Origin of the sequence: Tessaracoccus caeni (assembly GCF_029211185.1) — a bacterium.
GTDB classification, from domain to species: Bacteria; Actinomycetota; Actinomycetes; order Propionibacteriales; family Propionibacteriaceae; genus Arachnia; species Arachnia caeni.
The window spans coordinates 58,087-73,965 of the sequence record NZ_JARGDO010000015.1; the positions used below are offsets into that span (position 1 = coordinate 58,087).

11 protein-coding genes are annotated in these 15,879 nt (G+C 68.9%); 4 read left to right on the forward strand and 7 right to left on the reverse strand.

Annotated elements, in window-relative coordinates:
* Positions 1–3: 3 nt before the first annotated feature.
* Together P0D62_RS13435 and P0D62_RS13440 are read right to left on the reverse strand one after the other, a co-directional pair.
* Complete coding sequence (locus P0D62_RS13435) at positions 4–672, reverse strand: response regulator (RefSeq protein WP_275703060.1); 669 nt, start codon at positions 670–672, stop codon at positions 4–6.
* Positions 669–1,433 carry a sensor histidine kinase gene (locus P0D62_RS13440; protein WP_275703061.1) on the reverse strand — a complete coding sequence of 255 codons (765 nt, stop codon included), beginning with the start codon at positions 1,431–1,433 and terminating at the stop codon, positions 669–671. The genes P0D62_RS13435 and P0D62_RS13440 overlap by 4 nt, the downstream gene beginning before the upstream one ends.
* 164 nt (positions 1,434–1,597) lie before the next feature.
* Between P0D62_RS13440 and P0D62_RS13445 the strand changes: the two genes are divergently transcribed.
* Together P0D62_RS13445 and P0D62_RS13450 are read left to right on the forward strand one after the other, a co-directional pair.
* Positions 1,598–3,055, forward strand: coding sequence for an alpha/beta fold hydrolase (locus P0D62_RS13445; protein WP_275703062.1), 1,458 nt, complete (start codon positions 1,598–1,600; stop codon positions 3,053–3,055).
* A gap of 81 nt (positions 3,056–3,136) precedes the next feature.
* Positions 3,137–5,497 (forward strand): protein kinase domain-containing protein, encoded by a 2,361-nt coding sequence (locus tag P0D62_RS13450; RefSeq protein WP_275703063.1) that lies wholly within the window; start codon positions 3,137–3,139, stop codon positions 5,495–5,497.
* A gap of 156 nt (positions 5,498–5,653) precedes the next feature.
* Here the strand turns inward: P0D62_RS13450 and P0D62_RS13455 are convergent, their stop codons facing one another.
* The 5 genes from P0D62_RS13455 to P0D62_RS13475 form a co-directional block, all read right to left on the reverse strand.
* Positions 5,654–6,793: a DUF2207 family protein gene (locus tag P0D62_RS13455; RefSeq protein WP_275703064.1), complete on the reverse strand. Its 1,140-nt coding sequence runs from the start codon at positions 6,791–6,793 to the stop codon at positions 5,654–5,656.
* A gap of 42 nt (positions 6,794–6,835) precedes the next feature.
* Positions 6,836–7,630: a precorrin-6A synthase (deacetylating) gene (gene cobF / locus P0D62_RS13460; RefSeq protein ID WP_275703100.1), complete on the reverse strand. Its 795-nt coding sequence runs from the start codon at positions 7,628–7,630 to the stop codon at positions 6,836–6,838.
* Positions 7,631–7,638: 8 nt separating this feature from the next.
* Entirely contained in the window at positions 7,639–9,117 is a 1,479-nt protein-coding gene (locus tag P0D62_RS13465; protein ID WP_275703065.1) for an alanine/glycine:cation symporter family protein, read from the reverse strand.
* 145 nt (positions 9,118–9,262) lie between these two features.
* Positions 9,263–12,751, reverse strand: a complete 3,489-nt coding sequence (mfd, locus tag P0D62_RS13470) for a transcription-repair coupling factor (protein ID WP_275703066.1) — start codon at positions 12,749–12,751, stop codon at positions 9,263–9,265.
* A 143-nt stretch (positions 12,752–12,894) separates the two neighbouring features.
* Entirely contained in the window at positions 12,895–13,443 is a 549-nt protein-coding gene (locus tag P0D62_RS13475; RefSeq protein ID WP_275703067.1) for a histidine phosphatase family protein, read from the reverse strand.
* A gap of 278 nt (positions 13,444–13,721) precedes the next feature.
* Here P0D62_RS13475 and P0D62_RS13480 point away from each other — a divergent pair, with 278 nt between their 5' ends.
* Positions 13,722–14,720, forward strand: a complete 999-nt coding sequence (locus P0D62_RS13480; protein ID WP_275703068.1) for a class I SAM-dependent methyltransferase — start codon at positions 13,722–13,724, stop codon at positions 14,718–14,720.
* Between the two features lie 41 nt (positions 14,721–14,761).
* The gene (locus P0D62_RS13485; RefSeq protein WP_275703069.1) at positions 14,762–15,829 is read left to right on the forward strand and encodes a LacI family DNA-binding transcriptional regulator; all 1,068 of its coding nucleotides are present in this window, start codon (positions 14,762–14,764) and stop codon (positions 15,827–15,829) included.
* Positions 15,830–15,879: the final 50 nt, after the last annotated feature.

Below are 15,879 nucleotides of genomic sequence, written 5' to 3' on the forward strand. Positions count from 1 at the left end.
AGGCTACTGGGGCGCGTCCCCGGGTCGGACGACGCCGTGCTCGTACGCCGCAATGACCAGTTGGGCCCGGTCGCGGGCGCCGAGCTTGGTGAGCAGCCGACTGACGTGTGTCTTCGCCGTCGCATAACTGATCACGAGCCGCTCGGCGAGCTCCGCATTGGACAGTCCCGACGCCACCAGCGCCAGCACTTCGGTCTCACGCTCGGTGAGTCCGTCGAGAGAGCCGCCCGCAGCCGACGGGGGTGTCAAGCGTCGGAACTCCTCGATCAGCCGACGGGTGGCGTGAGGAGCGAGCAGGCATTCCCCCGCCGCGACCACCCGCAGCGCCTCCAGTAGCCGCTCCGGTTCGGTGTCCTTGGGCAGAAAGCCAGAGGCCCCAGCACGCAGGGCGGCGAAGACGTTCTCGTCGTGGTCGAAGGTGGTGAGCACCAGCACCCTGACCTCGCCGACCTCCGGATCCTGGGCGATCCGCCGGGTGGCCTCGATGCCGTCGATGCCTGGCATCCGAATGTCCATCAGCACCACGTCGGGCCGATGCTCGTGGGTTTGGCGCACGGCTGAGAGCCCGTCGGAGGCCTCGGCCACGACGTCGAAGCCGGGCTCATGCCGCAGCAGCACGGCGAGCCCGCGACGCACCAAGGCCTCGTCGTCGGCGATCAGCACGCGGATCATGACGGCGCCTCCTGTGGACCGGGCGGGTCGTCGCGCAGGGTGTCGAGCAGGTGGCGAACCTGCCGCAGCGACTCGCGGCTGGTCTCGGCGATGGCGTCGAACGCGGCCCGCGCCTCGGCCGGATCGTCCTCCACCACCCGAGCGCCGACGCCGGCCTGCAGGGCGATCACGGCCAACGACTGGCCCGTCACGTCGTGCAGTTCGCGGGCGATCGCGAGGCGCTCCTCCGCCAAGGCCATCCGGGATCGCTCCCGCTCGGCCTGCTCGATCAGCGCAGCGCGTTCCGCTTCCAGTCGGACGGCGGCGCGATGCGTGCGCGCGCCTCGGCCGAGCACGAAGGCACCGACGAACAAGGCGAGATTGGTGGCGCCCTCGCCAAGCGACATGTGTTCGGGGAAGGCGACCACCACGACGATCAGCAGCACCAGGCAGAACGCCGCGGCCCCCAGCATCGGACGCAACGACCGCCGAGCGGCGACGGTGTACGCGGCGAGGAACAGTCCGGCTCCGATCACCGCCGTGGTGAACCCGAGCCCGATCATCGTCACCACGAGCGTGCCGGCGACGACGAGCACCCCCACCGGAAACCGGCGGCGCCATGCGTAGCAGGCCGCGGTCACGATCATGAACAACTCGGGCAGAGGGCTCGCACCGACCGGGCTCCGGTTGGACAGCAAGGCCGCGACGAGCAGCGCGAGCGCCAGCACCAGGTCGAGCACCCAGGGCCGCTCGTCGTCGAGCTCACGCAGTCTGCGCCACATGACAAAACGCTATCCCCCGCCCGGCCCGTCCACAATGGCCTGGAGCCGTATCCGGGCGTCATTCCCCAGACGGATGCGCCCGCCCGCACGACGCCCCAGACGCAGCGGGAAGATCGGGCCTCGGCCCGACGCCGCCGTCACCCCGCCGGGCGGATCCTGACACCATGACCACCTCATCAGGCCCCTCCCCCGCTCCGAGACGCTGGTGGCGGGCGAGTGTCTCCGCACTGTGCGGCGCCGCGTTCGGCGCCCTCGCCGCCTGGCTCCAGCCGCGCGGACCGGTCACCGCCACGGAAGCCCTCGCCCTGCTGGCCGGCGGCCTGGCCACCGGCCTGATCGCGGGGGCCGCGACGCGCTCCCGCTGGGCCATCGTCCTCACTCCCATCGGCTTCCTGCTGTTGTTCGAGCTGCTGCGCCTGGGATCGACGCTGCCCACGGTCGGCCCGCTCGACGCGACCTCGGCTTTCGGCGTGCTGGCCTTCGTCCTCGGTCGTATCGTGGCGTGGCCGCTGGTGTGCCTGTCCGTGACGGTCGGCGCCCTGTGGGGCATCGGGCGTCCAGGGCTGCGGATCGGACTGATCGTCGCCACCGCCATCACGGCGCTGATTGCCGGGTCGCTTCTCATGACGCCGAGCTCACCGCCAGTTCGGGACGCCCGGGGCGCGCCCGTGGTCGGGGAGGTCTCGGAGCTGATCCCCGTCGAGGTGAACGGCCGCGAGCAGTGGATCGAGGTGCGGGGCGCGAGCGACGAGCTCCCGATCCTGCTGTACCTCAGCGGAGGTCCAGGCCAAAGCGACCTCGCCTACTCGCGCGTCCTCTTCGAGCCACTCGCTCAAGACTTCCTCGTCGTCGGCTGGGACCAGCGCGGCACCGGCAAGTCCTACCCAGCCCTCGATCCCGAGACGCTCACCCTCGACGGCGCCGTCGCCGACACCGTCGAGCTGGCGCGCTGGCTGACGCATCACTACGGCCAGGAGAAGGTGTATCTGCTGGGCGAGTCGTGGGGATCGCTGCTCGGCGTGCTCGCCGTGAGGGAGGCACCGGAGTTGTTTCATGCGTTCGTCGGAAGCGGTCAGATGGTAGCGCCGCTGGAGACCGACGAGGGCATCTATCGCGACCTCGTGACCACCGCCATGGGCACGGGCGACGGCGCGCTGATCGCGAAGCTGACCCGCATGGGGCCGCCGCCGTACCGGAGCGTCTTCGACTACGCGACGATCATGTCGCTCTACCCGCTGCTCGAAGGGCCTTACATGCCACCCACCGACTACCTGCGCCGCGGCCGGGAGAGCAACCTTGGGCCGTACGGGATCTTCGGTCGCGAGTACTCGCCGATCGAGAAGGTCAGCGTGCTGCGTGGGCTGCTCGACGTCTTCTCGGTGCTGTATCCGCAACTCCAGGACGTTGACCTGCGACGCGACGCCGCCACCCTCTCGGTGCCGCTGGTGGTGCTCGCCGGCGAACACGAACTGGCGGCCCGCACCGCCCCCGCGCGCGAGTGGTTCGACTCGGTGGAGGCGCCCGCCAAACAGTGGATCGATCTGCCCGATGCCGGCCACTCCGTTGCCTTCGAACAAGCCGGCGAATTGCGCAAGATCCTGCTCGAACTCGACGCCGATTAGCCCGGTTTGCCCGCGTCAGGGATAGTGGAGGTGGTTCGAGATTCGGGAGGTGCGGTGAGGACCAGGCGCGAGGGCGGGGACATGCGCGGAGATCTGCCACCCACGAGACATGAGGTGCCGCACGACGACGCTACCCCCACGCAGGCCTTTGACGCGGTCGATGCCGCTGCTACCCGCGTGGTCAGCACTCCCGATGCCGCTGTTACCCGCGTCGTCGAGTCCCTCTCCGACGATGTCACCCGTGTGATCGGCACCCCGGACACAGCGGTCACTCGCGTGGTGAGCGGTCCCGACGCCGCGACGACCCCCGTGATCGGCGTCCGCGACGCCGCGGAGACCCGCGTGGTGGCTCGCGACGCGGCAGGCACACAGCCCCTAGGCCCCGACGACGCTGCACCCACCATGCACGTCGACCCTGCCATTTACGGCAAGAGCCCCCACGGCAACCGACTCGGCCCGCAGCTGCGGCGCCTGCCCGCAGAACTCGCCGCCCGGTACCGCTCCCTGCGCGACCTGCGCGGCGGCAGCCAGGCCGACGTGGTGGTGGCCGAGGAACGCACCACCGGTCGCGAGGTGGTCATCAAGCTCTACCGCATGCCCGGCGACCCCTACGACGCAGCCACCCGCGCTCGGCTCGACCAGGCCGATCCGTCGTACGTGGTCACCGTGCTGGAGCGGGGCAGCTCTGATGGCTACGCCTGGGAGGTGCAGGAATACTGCCAGCACGGCACCCTGCTCGAGGCGCCAGAGCTGCTCCCGCTGCTCTCCGACGAGCGGTTCCACACCGTCGTGACGCAGTTGGGCGGCGCCCTCGTGCACCTGCACGGACTCTCGATCGTGCACCGCGACCTGAAGCCGGCCAACGTGCTGGTCCGCAGCACCGCTCCGCTCGACTTGGTTCTCACCGACTTCGGGCTGTCCACGGAGATGGCCATGTCGATGGATGTGGGCACCATCGCCGGCACCTTCCCGTACATGCCGCCCGAGGCGCACTACGGCGAGATCGGGCGCGCGGGCGATTGGTGGGCGCTGGGCGTCATCGCCTACACCTTGCTCTCCGGGCGGCACTTCCTGGCCGACTCGACGGGTCGTCTGCCCAACGACGCCAAGCTTCGGCACGCCATCGCGACCGGCGACTACGTGCTTGAGCGCGTCGGAAACGATCGTCAATGGCTGCTGCTGCGCGGCCTGCTGACGCGCAACCGCAAGGCCCGATGGGGCAGCGCGCAGTTCCGGGAGTGGCTCGCCGGCGGGTCGCCGACGGTGGTTCCGGATGCACCGCCCGCCCCCGCCGCGCCGGCTCCCGAGCTTCCGCGTACCGTCGTCGCGGCGCCTCCCATGCCCCCGGCCACCAGGGTGATGCCCCAGGTGCGCCACGCCCCGCAGCCCATCGTCTCGTCTCCCATGTCACCGCCTGCCGCGCCGGTGTCCGCGCCTCAGGCGCCGTCACCGTCACCGGAACAGGCTCAGCCCGAAGTGAACCCGGCAAAGATCCGGCGCCTGGTGCGGCGGGCCGCCGAGCGGGCGCAGCGTCAGCAGTGGCGGCAGTCCTTCGTGGGGCGCACGATCGGTCGATTCGTCTGGGCAGGCGCCTGGTGTCTCGCTGCGGGGTTGTTGATGATTGCCGCGACGATCCTCTCCGGTTCGCTCTCGGAGTTGCAGGCCAACGCCGGCGACGTTCCCGCGATGTTCGGTCGGTACGCCCCGGCGGCGCTGATCGCGGTGGGCGTCGCGACCCTCGCTGAGACGCTCTTCCTCCGCCGACAGTGGCCCAACCGGATGCTCGGGCTGACCGCTGCCGTGGTCGGCTTGCAGGGCAGCTTCTCCGACGACGGGGTGTTCCTGGGCCTGCCCACCGAAGTGCCGCTGTACTTCATCGGTGGCTGGACCTTCTCGTTGTTGATGGGGTGGTTGACGGCGCTTCTGGGTCAGACGCATCCCAACGGCGTGCCGCTGACCCGCTTCGACTCCAATCGCCAACGCTCGAGGCTGGCACGCTTCTTCCTGCCCCTAGCGCATCTGAGCGGCGCGGTGGCCGGCGGCATGGGTCTCGCGAGCTGGTTCTTCTCCGTGGTGCCCTTCCCCGGAGGCGCGGATGCGGTCATCGAACGCATCGGTGTGTTCACCTCCGCCAGCCGTTGGCTGGACCGCACGATCCCGCAGATCGACATCCTGGGGCTCGCCAACGACCCGATCCACCTGACGATGTTCGGCCTTCTCGCTTACCTGCTGATGCTGACGGCCAACGATCTGCAACGCTTGGCGCCGTCCCTCATCTGGGTGGGGATCGTGGGCTCGTTGCTCGCTGCGGTCATTATCGTGTTCGCCGTGCCGGCGCTGCTGCCGCTCGCCGTGGTGCCGTCTCTGATCGCCCTGATCACGATTCGCTGGACCGAGCGGTCCACCCCTCCGCCGCTGGCCGCACCCGGCTACATGGGCTGATCCCGAACATAAAACTGGCTGAGCGACCCCTATCTGTGCAATAGGTACAGATAGGGGTCGCTCAGCCACTTTTATTTCTGCAAGTCAGCGGTCTTGGAAGGCGACGATGCGTTCGATGGCCTGTCCCGAGGCTATCGCTCGGGGTGTCGCCCCGGGCTATCCACCCCCTCCATCGCCGCCACCGCCACCGCCGTCAAAGCCACCACCGCCGTCGCCTCCGAAGCCGCCGTCCGATCCGCCGAAGCCGTCGATCGACCCCACATCGAGCGCGTCGCCGAGGTCGATCGGACCACCGCCGTCGACATCCCCGAAGGAGGAGACATCGGCCAGATCGATCCCGGAACCGTCTATGCCCCAGCCGTCGATGTTCAGCCAGGGCACGGCGAAGCCGCCCGTGTATCCGTCCGTCTGAGCCTGCGCGGCCAGGTCGGCGAACACCTTGGTCCAGTGCTCCGCGACGCCGAGCGAAATGGCGTAGGGCAGATACTTCGAGAAGATCCCGGCGGCCTCCTCGTAGGAGAACTGCTCCTTCTCGGCGGTCGCGAGGTACTGCTCGAAGCCGAGCACCTGGATCCGCATCGCGGTGCCTTCCGCGTTGAGGACCGGGTGCTGGTTCGTCTCCCCGATGGCGGCGGCACCGGCGCAGAAGACGAGAAACCCGCCGATGATCGGGACGAAACCTTGCCCCGCGAGCCCAGCCACGGCCAGCCCGCCGGCCCCCACCCAGATCCACAGCAGGGGCGGCTTGTACTGGATGTCCCGCGTCCAGCCTCGGTCGGCGAACTCCCGAGACAAGGCGTCGCGGTGGTCCTGAACAGCGGTGTTTCCGGCGCCGGACAGCTCCGAAAGCCGCACCTCGGGGCCGTCGACGAAGAGCTGATCCAGCAGTTCCTTCTCCGCAGGCTCCGTCGGCACCTCCGGCGATGGGTCGGTGATCCGCAGCACCCAATCGCGCCCTGACCGCGCGTCGGAGTCCTCGACGATGGTGATGGTCAGAAACCCTCGCCGCGCCAGATCGACGATGGTCGCGACCGCGTCGCGCGCCCGAGGAGCACCGAAGACCAGCATCCCCGCCAAGCCCGGCCGCACGTCCTTCGGCGGGGCGAACGCCACCGCGATCTGGCCCTTATATCCGCCGACAACAGGAAGCCTGGCCGCGTCGGTGCCGGGCGCGGGCAGCAGACCGGGCGTCAGTCCGTCGAAGACCTCGCTGGCGTAGGCCTGACGGGTCTTGCGCCACGACCAGACCGCGCCCACCAGGATCAACGCGCTGAGCAGCACCCAAAGCACAACCATGCGAGAAGCTTGGCAGGCGACGAGGCTCTTCGCGAAGGGGTCTTACCGGCGACGCAGCAAATAGATGTCGAAGACCCAGCCCTTGCGCTCCACGGCCTCGGCGCGCACGCGGAGGATCTCGTCGCGTTTCTCGGCCAGGTCGCCGGCGATCAGGATCTCGTCGGCGGTGCCCAGGTAGGCGCCCCAGTAGATGTCGATGCCGGTCGGGTCGATGAGGCTGAAGGTCTGTTCGCCGTCGAGCATCGCGACGGCGTCGTCCAGGCCCTCGGGCAGCCCGTCGGCCAGCAGGCGCGCGGGCATGATCTGCACGGCACGACCCTGCCGGTTGAGCGGGATCTGGTGCGCGGCAGTCAACGCATGCACGCAGCTCACGCCGGGCAGCACCTCCAGCCCGATCGGCGACGACGAGGCCGCGATCAGCTGCTGGACGATGGCCAGGGTCGACTCGAACAGCGACGGATCGCCCCACACCAGGAAGCCGCCGGTCTCGCCGCCGCCGAGGTTCTCGGCCACGGCCGCTCCCCACTGCTCCAGGCGCTGCCGGCGCCAGAGCTTCACGGCCGCGTTGTAGTCATGGGCGGTGCGCCACGGACGCGGCGGATCCTTCAGCTCGACGGTGCGCAGCGGTGTGGTGCGGTAGCGCTCGATCAGCACCCGCCGCGCCTCGACCAACTCGTCGAGGCCGTCTTCCTTGAGCACGGCGAACAGCACGTCGAGCCTCTCGATGGCGTGAACGGCCTTGACGGTGATCCAGTCCGGATCGCCGGCGCCGATCCCGATCAGCACCAGGGCGCGGCCGACCCCTTCTCCGGAGTCGACCGCGCCCTGGCCGGACATGATGGGGGTCACCTGTGGTACCAGGACGCGGCCTGGTTCTCCTTGGCCTTCCACTCCCGGTAACCCGGCTCGTCGGCCATGAAGGCCTCCACCTCGGCGGTGCTCGCCTCCAGCTTCGGGTCGTTCTTCAAGTACGCACGGGTCTCCCGGGCCACCAAGCCGGAGAGGATCAGCATGCCCACCAGGTTGGGCAGTGCCATCAGGCCGTTCATCACGTCGGAGAAGTTCCAGACGACACCCAGCGTGGTGGTGCACCCGATGAACACGATCAGGGAGAAGAACACGCGATACGGCATCACCGCGCGCCGGCCGGCGATCTTCTCCATGGTGCGCTCGCCGTAGTAGGCCCAGCCCAGGATGGTCGAGAAGGCGAACATGGCCAACGCCAGCGTCACCACCCAGTGTCCCCACTCCCCGGGCAAGCCGTGTGAGAACGCCTGCCCAGTCATCAGCGACGCGGAGATCTGCGCGCCGGCCTCGTCGGTGAAGGCGTAGGCCCCCGTGGTGATGACCACCAGGCCGGTCATGGTGACGACGATGATGGTGTCGATGAAGGTCTGGGTCATGGAGACCAGTCCCTGGCGCACCGGGTGACTGGTCTTGGCAGCGGCAGCCGCAATGGCGGCCGAGCCCATCCCGGACTCGTTGGAGAAGATGCCACGCGCCACGCCGTACTGGATGGCGATGATCAGCACCGATCCGGTGAAGCCGCCGACGGCCGCACTGCCCGTGAAGGCGTCGGTGAAGATGAGGCCGATGGCCGCTGGAACGTCGCCGATGTTGACGACGAGGATGTAGAGGGCCGCGAGCACGTAGAACACGATCATGACCGGCACCAGGCCCGCCGTCACCTTGCCGATGGACTTGATGCCGCCGACGAGAACCAGCAGCGCCACGACGGTGAGCACGGCTCCGGTCGCCCACGGCGGCACGGAGAAGCTGTTCTCCATGTTGGCGGCGATCGAGTTGCCCTGGGTCATGTTGCCGATGCCGAACGACGCCAACACGGTGAAGATGGTGAACATCCAAGCCAGCGTCTTGCCCAGCGGGCCCTTGATGCCCTTCTCCAGGTACTGCTGCGGGCCGCCGTTGCGCTCACCGGCGGAGTCGACGGTGCGGTAGCGCACCGCGAGGAAGGCCTCGGTGTACTTCGACGCCATGCCCAGCAGACCGGTGACCCACATCCAGAACAGCGCGCCAGGACCGCCGATGCCGATCGCGGTGGCGACGCCGACGATGTTGCCGGTGCCGACCGTAGCCGCGAGCGCCGTCGTCAGGGCCTGGAACTGAGAGATATCACCCTCGGAGCCGTCGTCCCGGCGCTTGATGAGGCCGAGCCTCAGTGCCGGTCCCAGCTTGAGGAACTGCACACCGCCGAGCCGAATGGTCAGGTACAGACCCGTTCCCAACAGCAGCGGAATGAGCAGATACGGACCCCAGACGATCCCACCCAGCCAGCCGAAAAACTCCTCGACCTGCGTGACCATGCGCTGTCTCCTTTGCTCGTCGCGACCCCTCACGGCGTCGCGCATCAGACTCGGCAGATACTAGGGCACGTCGTAGTAGGTCAGCGGCGACGGGGCCGACTTTGACTCACACCTGTAACAGTCACAGATCGTCGCGATACGCCGGTCAGGCGAAGATCTGCTCGATCAACGTCGTGGCCCATGCCAGGTAGTCGCCATCGGGTTTGGGGACGAGGATCTGGTCGACGGCCGACTTGACCGTCGCACCCGGGTACAGCCGCTTCAGCCTCATCTGCCGGGACTCCAGCAGCGACACCGGTGAGAAGCGCACCACCTTGCCCTGCGGCACGATCTCCTGGATGCCGTGTTCGCGGCACAGGTTGCGCAATCCGGCGACGCCCAGCAGGGCCTCCACCTCGTCGGGCAGGGGGCCATAGCGGTCGAGCAGCTCGGCGCGGGCGGCGTCGATGTCCTCGGCCGTGCGGATCTCGGCGATCTGCTTGTACATCTCCAGCCGCAGTCGCTCCGACTCGATGTAGCTCGTCGGCAGGTTGGCGTCGACGGGAATCTCGACGCGCATCTGCGGCTCGGGCTCACCCTGCTCGCCGCGGTACTGGGCGACGGCCTCGCCCACCATGCGCAGGTACAGGTCGAAGCCGACGCCCTCGATGTGGCCCGACTGGTCTTCGCCCAGCAGGTTGCCGGCGCCGCGCAGTTCGAGGTCGCGCATGGCGATGGCCATGCCGGCGCCCAGGTCGGTGTTGGCGGCCATCGTCGCCAGGCGCTCGTGCGAGGCCTCCGACAAGGGCTTGTCCGGCGGATACAAGAAGTAGGCGTAACCGCGCTCACGCGACCGTCCGACGCGGCCGCGCAGCTGGTGCAGCTGAGACAGGCCCATGGCGTCGGCGCGGTCGATGATCAAGGTGTTGGCGCTCTGGATGTTCAGGCCCGCCTCGACGATGGTGGTGCAGACCAGCACGTCGGCGCGACGCTCCCAGAAGTCCTGCATCACCTGCTCCAGCCGCGACTCGCTCATCTGGCCATGCGCCGTCGCGATCCGGGCCTCGGGCACCAACTCGCGCAGTTGCGCGGCGGTCTTCTCGATGGTGTTGACGCGGTTGTGCACGAAGAACGCCTGCCCCTCGCGCGCCAGTTCGCGGCGGATGGCGGCCTTCACCTGGTTGTTGTCGTACGGACCGGCGAAGGTGAGCACCGGGTGCCGCTCCTCCGGCGGGGTGGCGATGACGCTCATCTCCCGGATGCCGGTGATCGCGATCTCCAGCGTGCGCGGGATGGGGGTGGCCGACATCGACAGCACGTCGACGTCCACCCGCATCGCCTTGAGGCGCTCCTTGTGGTCGACGCCGAAGCGCTGCTCCTCGTCGATGATCACCAGGCCCAAGTCCTTGAACTGGATCTCCTTGCTGAACAGGCGATGCGTACCGATGACCACATCCACCTTGCCGGTGGCCAGGCCGTCGACCACCTTGCGGGCCTCGGCATCGGTCTGGAACCGCGACAGCTGCGCGAGGTGCACCGGGAAGCCGGCGAAGCGCGAGGCGAAGGTCTGGTAGTGCTGCGTGACCAGCAGCGTCGTCGGCACCAGCACCGCCACCTGCTTGCCGTCCTGGATGGCCTTGAAGGCCGCGCGCACCGCGATCTCGGTCTTGCCGTAGCCGACGTCGCCGCAGATCAGGCGGTCCATGGGCACGACATTCTCCATGTCGGCCTTGACCTCCTGGATGGCGGAGAGCTGGTCGGGCGTCTCGACGAAGTTGAACGCGTCCTCCAGCTCGCGCTGCCACGGGGTGTCCGGCCCGAAGGCGTGCCCCTTCGTCGCCTGACGGGCGGCGTACAGCTTGATCAGCTCCGACGAGATCTCGCGCACGGCCTTGCGGGCGCGAGCCTTGCGCTTGGTCCAGTCGGCGCCGCCCATCTTGTCCAGCGACGGCGACTCGCCGCCCACGTAGCGACTGAGCTGGTCGAGCTGGTCCATGGGGACGAACAGCCGGTCGCCGGGTTGCCCGCGCTTGCTGGGCGCGTACTCGATCACCAGGTAGTCGCGGGTGGCACCCTGCACCTCGCGTTGCAGCAGCTCGACGAAGCGGCCCACGCCGTGCGTCTCGTGCACGACGTAGTCGCCCGACTTCAACTCCAGCGGTTGAATCGCGTTCTTGCGCCGGGCAGGGAGCTTGCGCTCGGCCCGATCGGTCGAGGCCTGGCCGGTCAAATCCTGGGCGGTGATCAGCTCCAGCAGGGCCGGCTCGACGCGCCAGCCCTGACGCAGCGTCGACTGCACGACGGTGACCCTGCCGTGCGCGGGAGCACCGGACAGATCGTCGAAGACGGCGGGAATGCCGGCGTCGCCCAGCAGTTCCACCATGCGGGTGGCCAGGCCACGCCCCTCGACGCTGAGCAGCACGGCCCAGCCGTCGGAGACGCGCTGGCGGATGTGCGCGGTGGCGGCCTCCGTGTCACCGCGGAAGATGTCGCCCTGCATGACGTGCAGCGTGCGCGAGTGCACAGAGTCGGCGTCGTAGGGCTGATCATCAGGGGCCTCGTCGGCGGCGAACGGGCTGAGCGACCACCAGCGGTGACCGCGCTCGAGTGTGTGCGCACGAACGTCCGCAAGAGTCCAGTAGGCCGACGCACCCAGATCGATGGGCGACTGGCCGCCCCCAGCCGCCGCGGCCCAGGAGGCCTCCAGGAACTCCTGGCTGGTCTGCACCAGCTCGGCGGCGCGGGCGCGGATCAGCTCAGGCGAGCTGGCCAGCACGATCGATCCCTTCGGCAGCACGTCGACCAGCAGTTCCAGCTGATCCACCAGCACCGGGGTGAGCGCCTCCATGCCCTCGACGGCGTGGCCTTCGGCGATGCGGGTGAGCATCTCGCCCAGCTCCGGGTGCTCCAGGGCGAGCCGCTTGGCGCGCTGGCGGACGAAGTCGGTGAGCAGCAGCTCGCGGCACGGCGGGGCGACGATCTCGTCGAGCGTCTGCCCCGTCGAGCGCTGGTCAGCGACGGTGAAGGAGCGGATCTCGTCCACCTCGTCGCCGAAGAAGTCGACACGGAAGGGGTGCTCGGCGGTGGGCGGGAAGACGTCGACGATGCCGCCGCGCACCGCGAACTCGCCGCGCCGCTCCACCAGGTCGACGCGGTTGTAGGCCGCTCCGACGAGGTCGGCGAGCAGGTCGCTCAGCTCGTACTCCTCGCCCTTGACGATCCGCACCGGAGCCATGTCGGCCAGGCCCTTGACCTGCGGCTGCAGCACCGAGCGGACGGGCGCGACGACCACCTTGGGCACGGAATTCTCGTGGCCGGCGAGGCGGCGCAGCACGGCCAGGCGACGGCCGACGGTGTCCGCGCGCGGGGACAGCCGCTCGTGGGGCAGCGTCTCCCAGGCCGGGTAGTACTCGACGGCATCGTCGCCCAGCAGCCCTTGCAGCTCCGCGGTCAGCTGCTCGGCCTCGCGGTAGGTGGAGGTGACGAGCAGCACGTGGCGCCCGGAACCCTGAGCGATGGCCGCGGTGACGATGGGAAAGAACGCCTGCACAGCGGTGACGTCGAGGGTGGTCACCCCGGCCGAACGCGCGTCGTTCAGGGTGTCGACGAGTGCTTGGTCGGCGTCGAGCGCAGCGAGGAGACCGGGAAACTTCACGACGACAATCCTCCCACCGTGGTCAAATCATCGACACTCCTCGCGGCGCGGGCTCACGCCACGCTCTTCGAGGTGCGAGGCCGCCCGCGGCCGAGCCTCGAGGAGAGCGTGAGTGGGGCACACCTCGGAGAGCGCGGGTTGTACTAGTCCAGGCGGCGGGGGTGGACGGAGCCGTTGTAGACCTTGAAGTATTCGACGTTGCGGTGGCCGCGATCCTCCAGGGCCGAGGCGAGGATGCGGATGGCGTCGCCGTGCGAGACCAAGGCGACGTGATCCTGGGAGCCGAACTCGGCACGTAGCAGCTCGATCAGGCGCAGCATGCGCTGGTAGACGTCGGCGACGGACTCTCCCCCACCCCAGGCGATCTCGGAGATGTGCTGACCCTCGGGGACGGGCTCTTCCTTCATCTCACTGGGCAGCAGGCCCTCCAGCGCACCGAAGCAGTGCTCGCGTAGCAGCGGCTCGGGCTGCACGTCGAGGGCGTGCGCGGCGGCGATCACCTGAGCGGTCTGCAGGGCCCGCACCTGATCGCTGGACCAGATCGCGGTGAGCGGCACGTCGGCCAGCTCGTCGCGCGCCTGGGCGGCCTGTTCCAGCCCCAGGTCGGTCAGCGGCACGTCCATGGTCTGTCCCTGGAGCCGCTTCTCGATGTTCCAGGTGGACTGCCCGTGCCGCACGATGTACAAGATCACCCCGGGAGTCTATTCGGCCCCTCACCCCGTGGCGCTTCTCCCCCTCCCCGCAGCCCTCTCGCCCCTCTCCCTCCTCACGACACCCCCTCGCCATTCTCCCCCTCTCCCCTCACCCCCAAACCCACACACCCCTCTCGTTCCCTCACCCATCCCGAGCACAAATCTGCGTATACGCGAAGGCCTCCCGTATATAGCGAGGCCTTCGCGTATACGCAGATTTGTGCTCGGGTCTCGCGGGAAAGTGGCGGTTGGAGGGGGCCACGCGAGAAGATCGGTCCATGACTGAATCCCAGGAGACCCCGCAGCTCGACCCCGTCGATCGCCTGATCTGGGACGAAGCACCCAAGACCGCCTCGGCCGTCGCAGTGCTGGACGCGCCCGCGCTGGTGCCGTTCGCCCTGGAACTCACCGACGACGTGCGCGTGTTCTGCGACGACATCCGCGACGCGCTGCTCGTCCCCGAGCACCTGCTGGTGGAACACCCCAGCGACCTCGCCGGCGTCGATCTGGCGCTGGCCCGGCTGCCCAAGTCGCTGGCGGCGCTGGATGAGATGGCGGTCAGCGTCCAGGGCGCGCAGGACGTCACCTTCATCGGCGGCGCTCGGATCAAGCACATGAACCTCTCGATGAACGAGGTGCTGACCAGGCATTTCACCGCGGTGAACGCCAGCCTCGGTCGGCAGAAGTCGCGGGTGCTGCGGGCCTGGGGTCCGGAGGGTCGCGAGTCGGAATGGCCCAAGGTGCGCCATCACGACGACCTCAACATCACCGTCGCCGCCCACGGCGCCACCTTCAACGGGGCCCGGATCGACGCCGGCACCAAGCTGCTGCTGGGGCAGCTCAAGAAGCTGGAGGGCACCGACGTGCTCGACTTCGGCTGCGGCAACGGCGCCCTGTCCATGTGGCTGGCGCGGCGACATAAGAAGGTATCGGCGGTCGACGTGAGCTGGTCGGCCGTCACCGGCACCATGATCGCCGCCGTCGAGAACCGCGTGAAGGTGGACGTCTCCTGGGCCGATGGCACCTCCGGCTACGCCGATGCTTCCTTCGACGCCATCGTCACCAACCCGCCCTTCCACGACGGAGTGGCCAAGGACTCCACCGCCACCCTGGCCATGTTCGACGACGCCGCGCGCCTGCTGCGCCCCGGCGGTCAGCTGTGGGTGGTCTACAACTCCCACCTGCCCTACCGCAAGCACCTCAACCAGGTGCTCGGCCAGACCCGCCTGGTCACGCAGGACCGCAACTACACCGTCGCCGTCTCGACCAAACGCTGACTCGAAAGGCCCACGGAGCCCCTTTCGGTAGGATCGGGGCCGTGGCACGCAAGACAACGGCGCAAGACGTGGCCAAGCTGGCCGGCGTCTCGCGTAGCGCTGTGTCCTTGGTGCTGAACGAGCGCGCCGACGGATACCTGGCGAAGGACACCCAGCAGCGCATCCGGAAAGCGGCGGCAGAGCTCGGCTACAAGCCCAACCTCATCGCCCGCAGCCTGCGCAATCAGCGCTCGCGGGTGATCGGGCTGCTCTCCAACAGCGCGGTGATCAGTCCGTTCGACGGTGCGATCATCGCGGGCGCCGACGCCGTCGCAGAGGCGCACGGCTTCATGATCTTCGCCACCGACGCGGAACAGCACGCCGACCAGGGCACGAGAGCCATCAACACTCTTCTCGAGCGCAGCGTCGACGGTCTGATCTCGCTGACCGTCGGCCTGCACGAGACCACGGTCCAGGAGTCCTTCCTCAGCGTGCCGTCGGCCTTGGCCAACTGCTATCCGTCCCCCGATTCACCGGAGGCGGCGTTGGCGCTGCCCACGTTCCTGCCCGACGAGGTGGGTGGCGGCAAGGCCGGCGCGGAGCATCTGATCGGGCTCGGTCACACGCGCATCGCGCTTCTCCGCGGCGCACACGACTCCCCGGCGTCCGAACTCCGCGAGCACGGATTCCGGCTGGCGATGGCCGACGCAGGGATCGACGTGCGGGAGGATTGGGTGCACGACGGCGGGTTCCGGATCGACCGCGGCCACCAGGCCGCGATGCAGGTGCTCGACGTGCCCGCCGTCGGACGGCCCACGGCGATCATGGCCGGCAACGACCGCGCGGCCATCGGCGTACTCCTCGCGGCCGCGAGCCTCGGCATCCGAGTGCCGCAGGATCTCTCGGTGATCGGCTACGACGACGAGCACATCCTTGCCGACACCACCGTCCCCGCGTTGTCCACCATGGCGCTTCCGCTCGTCGAGATGGGACGGCGGGCGATGCAGGCCGTCCTCGCCAGGCTCGAGCCCGACTCCGACGCCTACCCCCCGCCGCCCGTCGGCCAGGTTCTCCTCCCCTGCCCGCTCGTCCCCCGCGGATCGACAGGGACGGCACCCCTCGCTCCCTGAGGTGCACCTCGCTCTGGCGAGGTGCCTCGAAAGGAGTGACCGGCAGCCGA